The organism is Mycobacterium sp. (assembly GCF_049280035.1).
Taxonomy (GTDB): domain Bacteria; phylum Actinomycetota; class Actinomycetes; order Mycobacteriales; family Mycobacteriaceae; genus Mycobacterium.
In genome coordinates this window covers 1-5,914 of record NZ_JBAPPI010000858.1, presented here as the reverse complement: position 1 = coordinate 5,914, position 5,914 = coordinate 1, and the positions used below count along the sequence as shown (strand labels likewise).

Below are 5,914 nucleotides of genomic sequence, written 5' to 3'. Positions count from 1 at the left end.
CGATACTGACCGTAATGCCTTGTGACGCCAACTCTTTGACGAAAGGAACGACGCGGGCAGTCTCCACCCCAGGGTCGATGCGGACCGCGCCGGGCCGGGTCGACTCTCCGCCGACGTCGATGATCGCCGCGCCGTCGGCGGCCAACGCCAGGCCGTGCTCAACAGCGCGATCAGCCTCCAGGTAGTGCCCGCCATCCGAGAACGAGTCGTCGGTGACGTTCACCACCCCCATGACTTTGACCCGCGTCGTGCTCACTTGCGCAAGATCAGTTCGAGCGCCTCAGCTCGAGATGCATTGTCGGACTTGAACTGTCCACGCACCGCCGACGTCGTGGTAACAGCTCCGGGCTTACGGACACCTCGCATCGACATGCACAGGTGCTCGGCCTCGATGATGACGATGACCCCGCGCGGATGCAGTTTGCGCATCAGGGCGTCGGCGATCTGGGCGGTGAGCCGCTCCTGTACCTGTGGCCGCTTGGCGTAGAGGTCCACCAGCCGCGCAACCTTGGACAATCCGGTCACCCGGCCGTGATGACCGGGGATGTATCCCACGTGCGCGACACCGTGGAAAGGAACCAAGTGGTGTTCGCAGGTGGAGTAAAGCGGGATCTCCTTGATGATCACCAACTCGTCGTGCTGCTCGTCGAACGTGGTGTCCAGCACGGTGTCGGGATCGGTGTACAGCCCGGCGAACATCTCGCGGTAACTGCGGGCGACGCGTGCCGGGGTGTCCAGCAGACCGTGTCGTTCCGGGTCCTCTCCGATCGCATACAGCAGCTCGCGGATCGCGGCCTCGGCACGCGCCTGGTCAAAGACCGCGGTACTCAAGGTCGCGATTCGGGAATTCGGCGCGGTGTGGGAATTTGGCTGCACGATCGAAGCCTCCGTTCGTTCAGCCGTGCGCCGACGGGTTGGACGGACTCGGGTCGCCACCAGGCGGGTCGACGGGCTGGCCGGGCTCCGGTGCGGGTGCACCAGGGGGCGGATACGGGGGATACGGCGGATACGGGGGATAAGGCTGGCCCGCCGAGCCCGCGTAGTTGTGCGGTGGCTGCGGCCAGTGCGGTGGCGGCGGCGGCGGGGATTGCGGCGGGTACCAGTAACCCGGCGGCGGCGGTGGCCAGCCGGGAGCGTGCCAGCCTGCCGGTGCACCGTAATCGGGTTGCGTCGAGTGCTGCGGTGCAGAGGCTGGCACGCCTTCAACACCAGGGCCCTGCGGGCCAGCCGCTCCACCGTGAGAACCGTTGGCGCCGTTGGTGGCTCGATCAGTCTCGGACTGTGCCGCATCCCGCGCCGCCGCCGCGATGGCAGCCTTGAAGGCAGGTTCGGGCGCCGGCTTGGGCCACGGTTCGCCGCGCTCGATGGCCAGCTCGCCGGGTGTTTTGATCGGCGGCTTGTCGGACGGAATGCGGCCACCAAAGTCGTCGAACATGGTGAGCCGTGGCCGCTTTTCGACGTCGGCGAAGATCGCCTCCAATTCGGCGCGGTGCAGCGTTTCCTTTTCCAGCAGCTCGCCGGCCACAATGTCCAGCACGTCGCGGTATTCGGTGAGAATCTCCCAGGCCTCAGTGTGCGCGGTCTCGATGAGCTTGCGTACCTCGTCGTCGATATCCCGCGCGACCTCGTGGGAGTAATCGGCTTGGTTCCCCATGGTCCGGCCGAGAAAGGGATCTCCGTGTTCGGTGCCGTATTTGACCGCACCGAGCTTAGAACTCATCCCGAATTCGGTGACCATCGCGCGCGCGATTTTGGTGGCCTGTTCGATGTCGGACACCGCGCCGGTAGTGGGCTCATGAAATACCAACTCTTCGGCGGCACGCCCGCCCAGCGCCATGACCAGCCGGGCGATCAGTTCCGAGCGGGTATGCATGCCCTTGTCATCCTCGGGCACCGCCAGCGCGTGGCCGCCAGTGCTACCCCGGGCCAGGATCGTCACCTTGTAGACCGGGTCGACGCCCGGCATCGCCCAGCCGGCCAGCGTGTGCCCGGCTTCGTGGTAGGCGGTGATCTTTTTCTCTTGCTCGCTGATGATCCGGCTCTTGCGCCGCGGCCCGCCGACCACCCGATCGACTGCCTCTTCCAGGGCGGCGCCGGTGATCACGGTGCCGTTCTCGCGGGCGGTCAGCAGCGCCGCCTCGTTGATGACGTTGGCCAGATCGGCGCCGGTCATGCCGACGGTCCGCTTGGCCAGCCCGTCGAATTCGACGTCAGGGCCGAAGGGCTTGCCCTTGGAGTGCACCCGCAGCACCGCGCGCCGGCCGGCCAGGTCGGGGCTGGACACCGGAATCTGGCGGTCGAAGCGACCGGGCCGAAGTAGCGCCGGGTCGAGGATGTCGGGCCGGTTGGTGGCCGCGATCAGGATCACGCCGGCGCGCTCACCGAAGCCGTCCATCTCGACCAGCAACTGGTTGAGCGTCTGCTCGCGCTCGTCGTGACCGCCGCCCAGCCCGGCACCGCGCTGACGGCCGACCGCGTCGATCTCGTCGACGAAGATGATGCACGGGCTGTTCTGCTTGGCCTGTTCGAACAGGTCACGGACCCGGGATGCGCCGACACCGACGAACATCTCGACGAAGTCCGACCCCGAGATCGTGAAGAACGGGACGCCGGCCTCGCCGGCAACAGCGCGGGCCAACAGCGTCTTACCGGTTCCCGGCGGCCCGTACAGCAGCACGCCCTTGGGAATCTTGGCGCCAAGCGCCTGGTATCGCGACGGGTTCTGCAGAAAGTCCTTGATCTCGTAGAGCTCCTCGACCGCCTCGTCAGCGCCCGCGACGTCGGCGAACGTGGTCTTGGGCATGTCTTTGGAGAGCTGCTTGGCCCGCGATTTGCCGAAGCCGAAGCCCATCCGCGCGCCGCCCTGCATGCGGGAAAACATCATGAACAGGCCGACCAAGAGCAGCAATGGCAGCACGTAGATCAGCAACGAGCCCAGGACGTTGCCCTGGTTGACGACGGTGCTGACCTGGGCGTCTGCGTCTTTACTGGTCAACGCGTCGAACAAGGGAACCGCGTAGCCGGTCGGGTACTTGGTGATGATCTTGTCGGAGCCGTCGGTGCCGGTACTGGCCTTTTTCAGCGTTATCCGCACCTGCTGTTCGCGATCGTCAATCTGTGCACTCTTGACGTTGCCGCCCTTGATTTGGGTCATCGCCACAGAGGTGTCGACCGGCTTATAGCCGCGCGTGTCATCGCCGAAATAGAAGAATGACCAACCAAGCAGCAGCACGACAGCGATCGCCGTGAGCGTGCGGATCACGTTTTTCCGGTTCATCAATCATCGGCCGCCGCCGGCCAGGTCCTTCCCGATACACGCAGCTGGAATAGTCCAGGTTACCGCCCCGTGGCGATCGCCAGCTCGGCGCAGCCGGACGCAGCGGTCGCCAAGGGCCGGAATCATGCCGTTTCGATCTGCCGTAGAAAGAACGAATGGCAGTTCCCGCCAATTGCCATTACCGGCGCACCCAACCGCCGGACACCTTTCGGGCGGACCAGGGGTGTGCTTTGGTGAGACGGTGCCCGACAGCATATCGATCACTGAGCGCAATATTGAAACCAATGGCGTGCGGCTGCACACCGTCGAAGCCGGTGAGCCCGGCGCACCATTAGTGGTGCTGGCCCACGGTTTTCCCGAACTCGCCTATTCATGGCGCCACCAGATCCCGGCGCTGGCCGCCGCCGGGTACCACGTGCTGGCCCCGGATCAGCGCGGTTACGGCGGCTCCAGCCGGCCCGACGACATCTCCGCCTACAACATCGCCGAGCTGTCTGCCGACGTGATCGGCTTGCTCGACGACGTCGGCGCCGAGCGGGCGGTACTCATCGGTCACGATTGGGGTGCCCCGGTGGTATGGAGCTCAGCGCAACTGCATCCCGACCGGGTGGCGGCGGTTGTCGGTTTGAGCGTTCCGCCGGTGCCACGCGCCCAGGTTCCGCCGACACAGGCGTTCCGCATGCTGTTCGGCGACAACTTTTTCTACATGCTCTATTTCCAAGAGCCTGGGGTAGCCGACGCCGAACTGGGCGCCGACCCCGCAAAGACGATCCGACGGATGATGGCGGGCTTGCGCGCGCCGGATGACCATGCAGCCGCGGCGCGGATGCTCCGACCCGGATCGGAGGGGTTCATCGAGCGGCTACCCGAAGCCGATGGCCTGCCGAACTGGATTAGCGCCGAGGAACTCGACCACTACATCGCGGAGTTCACCCGCACCGGTTTCACCGGCGGGCTGAACTGGTATCGCAACCTGGACCGCAACTGGGAACTCCTGGCCGACCCGCCGGCCGCCACCATCTCGGTGCCGGCATTGTTCGTCGCCGGCACCGACGATCCGGTGGGGGGCTTCATGCGCCGCGACCGCACCCGGGAGGTGGTGACCGGTCCCTACCGTGAGGTGATGATCGACGGCGCCGGACACTGGCTGCAACAGGAGCGCCCGGACCAAGTCAACGAGGTGGTGCTGGACTTCCTCTCGGGTGTAACGCTGCGATGAGCCGCCCGCTGAACTTCGGTGTCTTCATCACACCGTTTCATCCGACCGGCCAATCCCCCACGACTGCACTCGAATACGACATGGAGCGAGTGGTCGCCCTGGACCGTCTGGGCTTCGACGAAGCGTGGTTCGGTGAACATCACTCCGGCGGCTACGAGCTGATCGCCTGCCCGGAGGTGTTCATCGCCGCGGCGGCCGAGCGGACCAAGCACATCCGGTTGGGCACCGGTGTTGTATCGCTGCCCTACCACCACCCGCTGATGGTGGCCGACCGCTGGGTGTTGTTGGATCACCTGACCCGCGGGCGGGTGATGTTCGGTACCGGTCCGGGCGCCCTGCCGTCGGACGCCTACATGATGGGGATCGATCCGGTCGAGCAGCGCCGAATGATGCATGAATCGCTGGAGGCGATCCTAGCCCTGTTCCGCGCCGCGCCCGATGAGCGGATCAACCGCCACTCGGACTGGTTCACGCTGCGCGATGCCCAGTTGCACATCCGCCCTTACACCTGGCCTTATCCCGAAATCTCAACGGCGGCAATGATTTCACCGTCCGGACCGCGGCTCGCCGGCGCGTTGGGCACGTCGTTGCTGTCGCTGTCGATGTCGGTGCCGGGCGGCTATGCGGCGCTGGAAAACACCTGGGAAGTCGTGTGCGAGCAAGCCGGCAAAGCCGGACACGACGAGCCCGACCGGGCCAACTGGCGGGTGCTCGGCATCCTGCATTTGGCCGACACCCGAGATCAAGCGATTGACGACTGCACCTACGGCCTGCAGGACTTCGCGAAATACTTCGGCGCTGCCGGGTTCGTGCCGTTGGCCAATCTGGTCGAGGGCGCGCAGTCCCCCCGCGAGTTCGTCGCAGACTACGCGGCGAGGGGCAACTGCTGCATCGGCACGCCCGAGGAGGCGATCGGCTACATCGAGGACCTGCTGGTCCGGTCGGGCGGATTCGGCGGCTTCTTGTTGCTGGGCCACGACTGGGCGTCGCCACAGGCGACCTATCACTCCTATGATCTGTTCGCCCGCAAGGTGATTCCGCATTTTAAAGGGCAATTGGAGGCACCTCGGGCATCCCATGAATGGGCCAAGGGCATGCGTGAGCAATTGCTTGGCCGCGCCGGCGAGGCGGTGGTCAAGGCCATCACCGAGCACACCGATGAACTCAAGATGGAAAGCGAGAACAGCTGATGCGCGCCGCGGTGTTACGCGAAGGCCGCATGGTGTATCGCGACGACGTGCCGGAGCCGGTGCCCGAATCCGGCCAGGTTCTAGTTGCAGTGCGGTCGTGTGGAATCTGTGGGACAGATCTTCATTTCGCCGCCCACGGCGATGAGATGCTGGCGTTGACAGAACAGATGGCAGACAGCATCGGTGCCGGCGGTATGAAGGTCGATCTGAGCAATGACGTCTTCATGG

General features: G+C 65.4%; 5 protein-coding genes and 1 pseudogene. 3 read left to right on the top strand and 3 right to left on the bottom strand.

Going from position 1 to position 5,914, the window contains the following annotated elements; translation table 11 throughout:
* The 3 genes from WAN71_RS27405 to ftsH form a co-directional block, all read right to left on the bottom strand.
* The coding region (locus WAN71_RS27405; RefSeq protein ID WP_422228334.1) for a dihydropteroate synthase at positions 1-232 on the bottom strand (232 nt) is incomplete at its 3' end.
* A 20-nt stretch (positions 233-252) separates the two neighbouring features.
* Positions 253-840 (bottom strand): GTP cyclohydrolase I FolE, encoded by a 588-nt coding sequence (gene folE, locus WAN71_RS27400; RefSeq protein ID WP_422228333.1) that lies wholly within the window; start codon positions 838-840, stop codon positions 253-255.
* 55 nt (positions 841-895) lie between these two features.
* Positions 896-3,277 carry an ATP-dependent zinc metalloprotease FtsH gene (ftsH, locus tag WAN71_RS27395; RefSeq protein WP_422228332.1) on the bottom strand — a complete coding sequence of 794 codons (2,382 nt, stop codon included), beginning with the start codon at positions 3,275-3,277 and terminating at the stop codon, positions 896-898.
* 241 nt (positions 3,278-3,518) lie between these two features.
* Here ftsH and WAN71_RS27390 point away from each other — a divergent pair, with 241 nt between their 5' ends.
* The 3 genes and pseudogenes from WAN71_RS27390 to WAN71_RS27380 all read left to right on the top strand — a co-directional run.
* Complete coding sequence (locus tag WAN71_RS27390) at positions 3,519-4,496, top strand: alpha/beta fold hydrolase (RefSeq protein ID WP_422228331.1); 978 nt, start codon at positions 3,519-3,521, stop codon at positions 4,494-4,496.
* Positions 4,493-5,686, top strand: a complete 1,194-nt coding sequence (locus WAN71_RS27385; protein ID WP_422228330.1) for an LLM class flavin-dependent oxidoreductase — start codon at positions 4,493-4,495, stop codon at positions 5,684-5,686. Before WAN71_RS27390 ends, WAN71_RS27385 begins: the two co-directional genes overlap by 4 nt.
* Positions 5,686-5,914 (top strand): annotated as a pseudogene (locus WAN71_RS27380) (alcohol dehydrogenase); the annotation flags it as partial. The gene WAN71_RS27385 and the pseudogene WAN71_RS27380, both read left to right, overlap by 1 nt.

Coding starts and splice junctions, on each gene's coding strand:
- ftsH (WP_422228332.1), bottom strand. CDS start 3,277: ATGAACCGGAAAAACGTGATCCGCACGCTCACGGCGATCGCTGTCGTG.
- WAN71_RS27385 (WP_422228330.1), top strand. CDS start 4,493: ATGAGCCGCCCGCTGAACTTCGGTGTCTTCATCACACCGTTTCATCCG.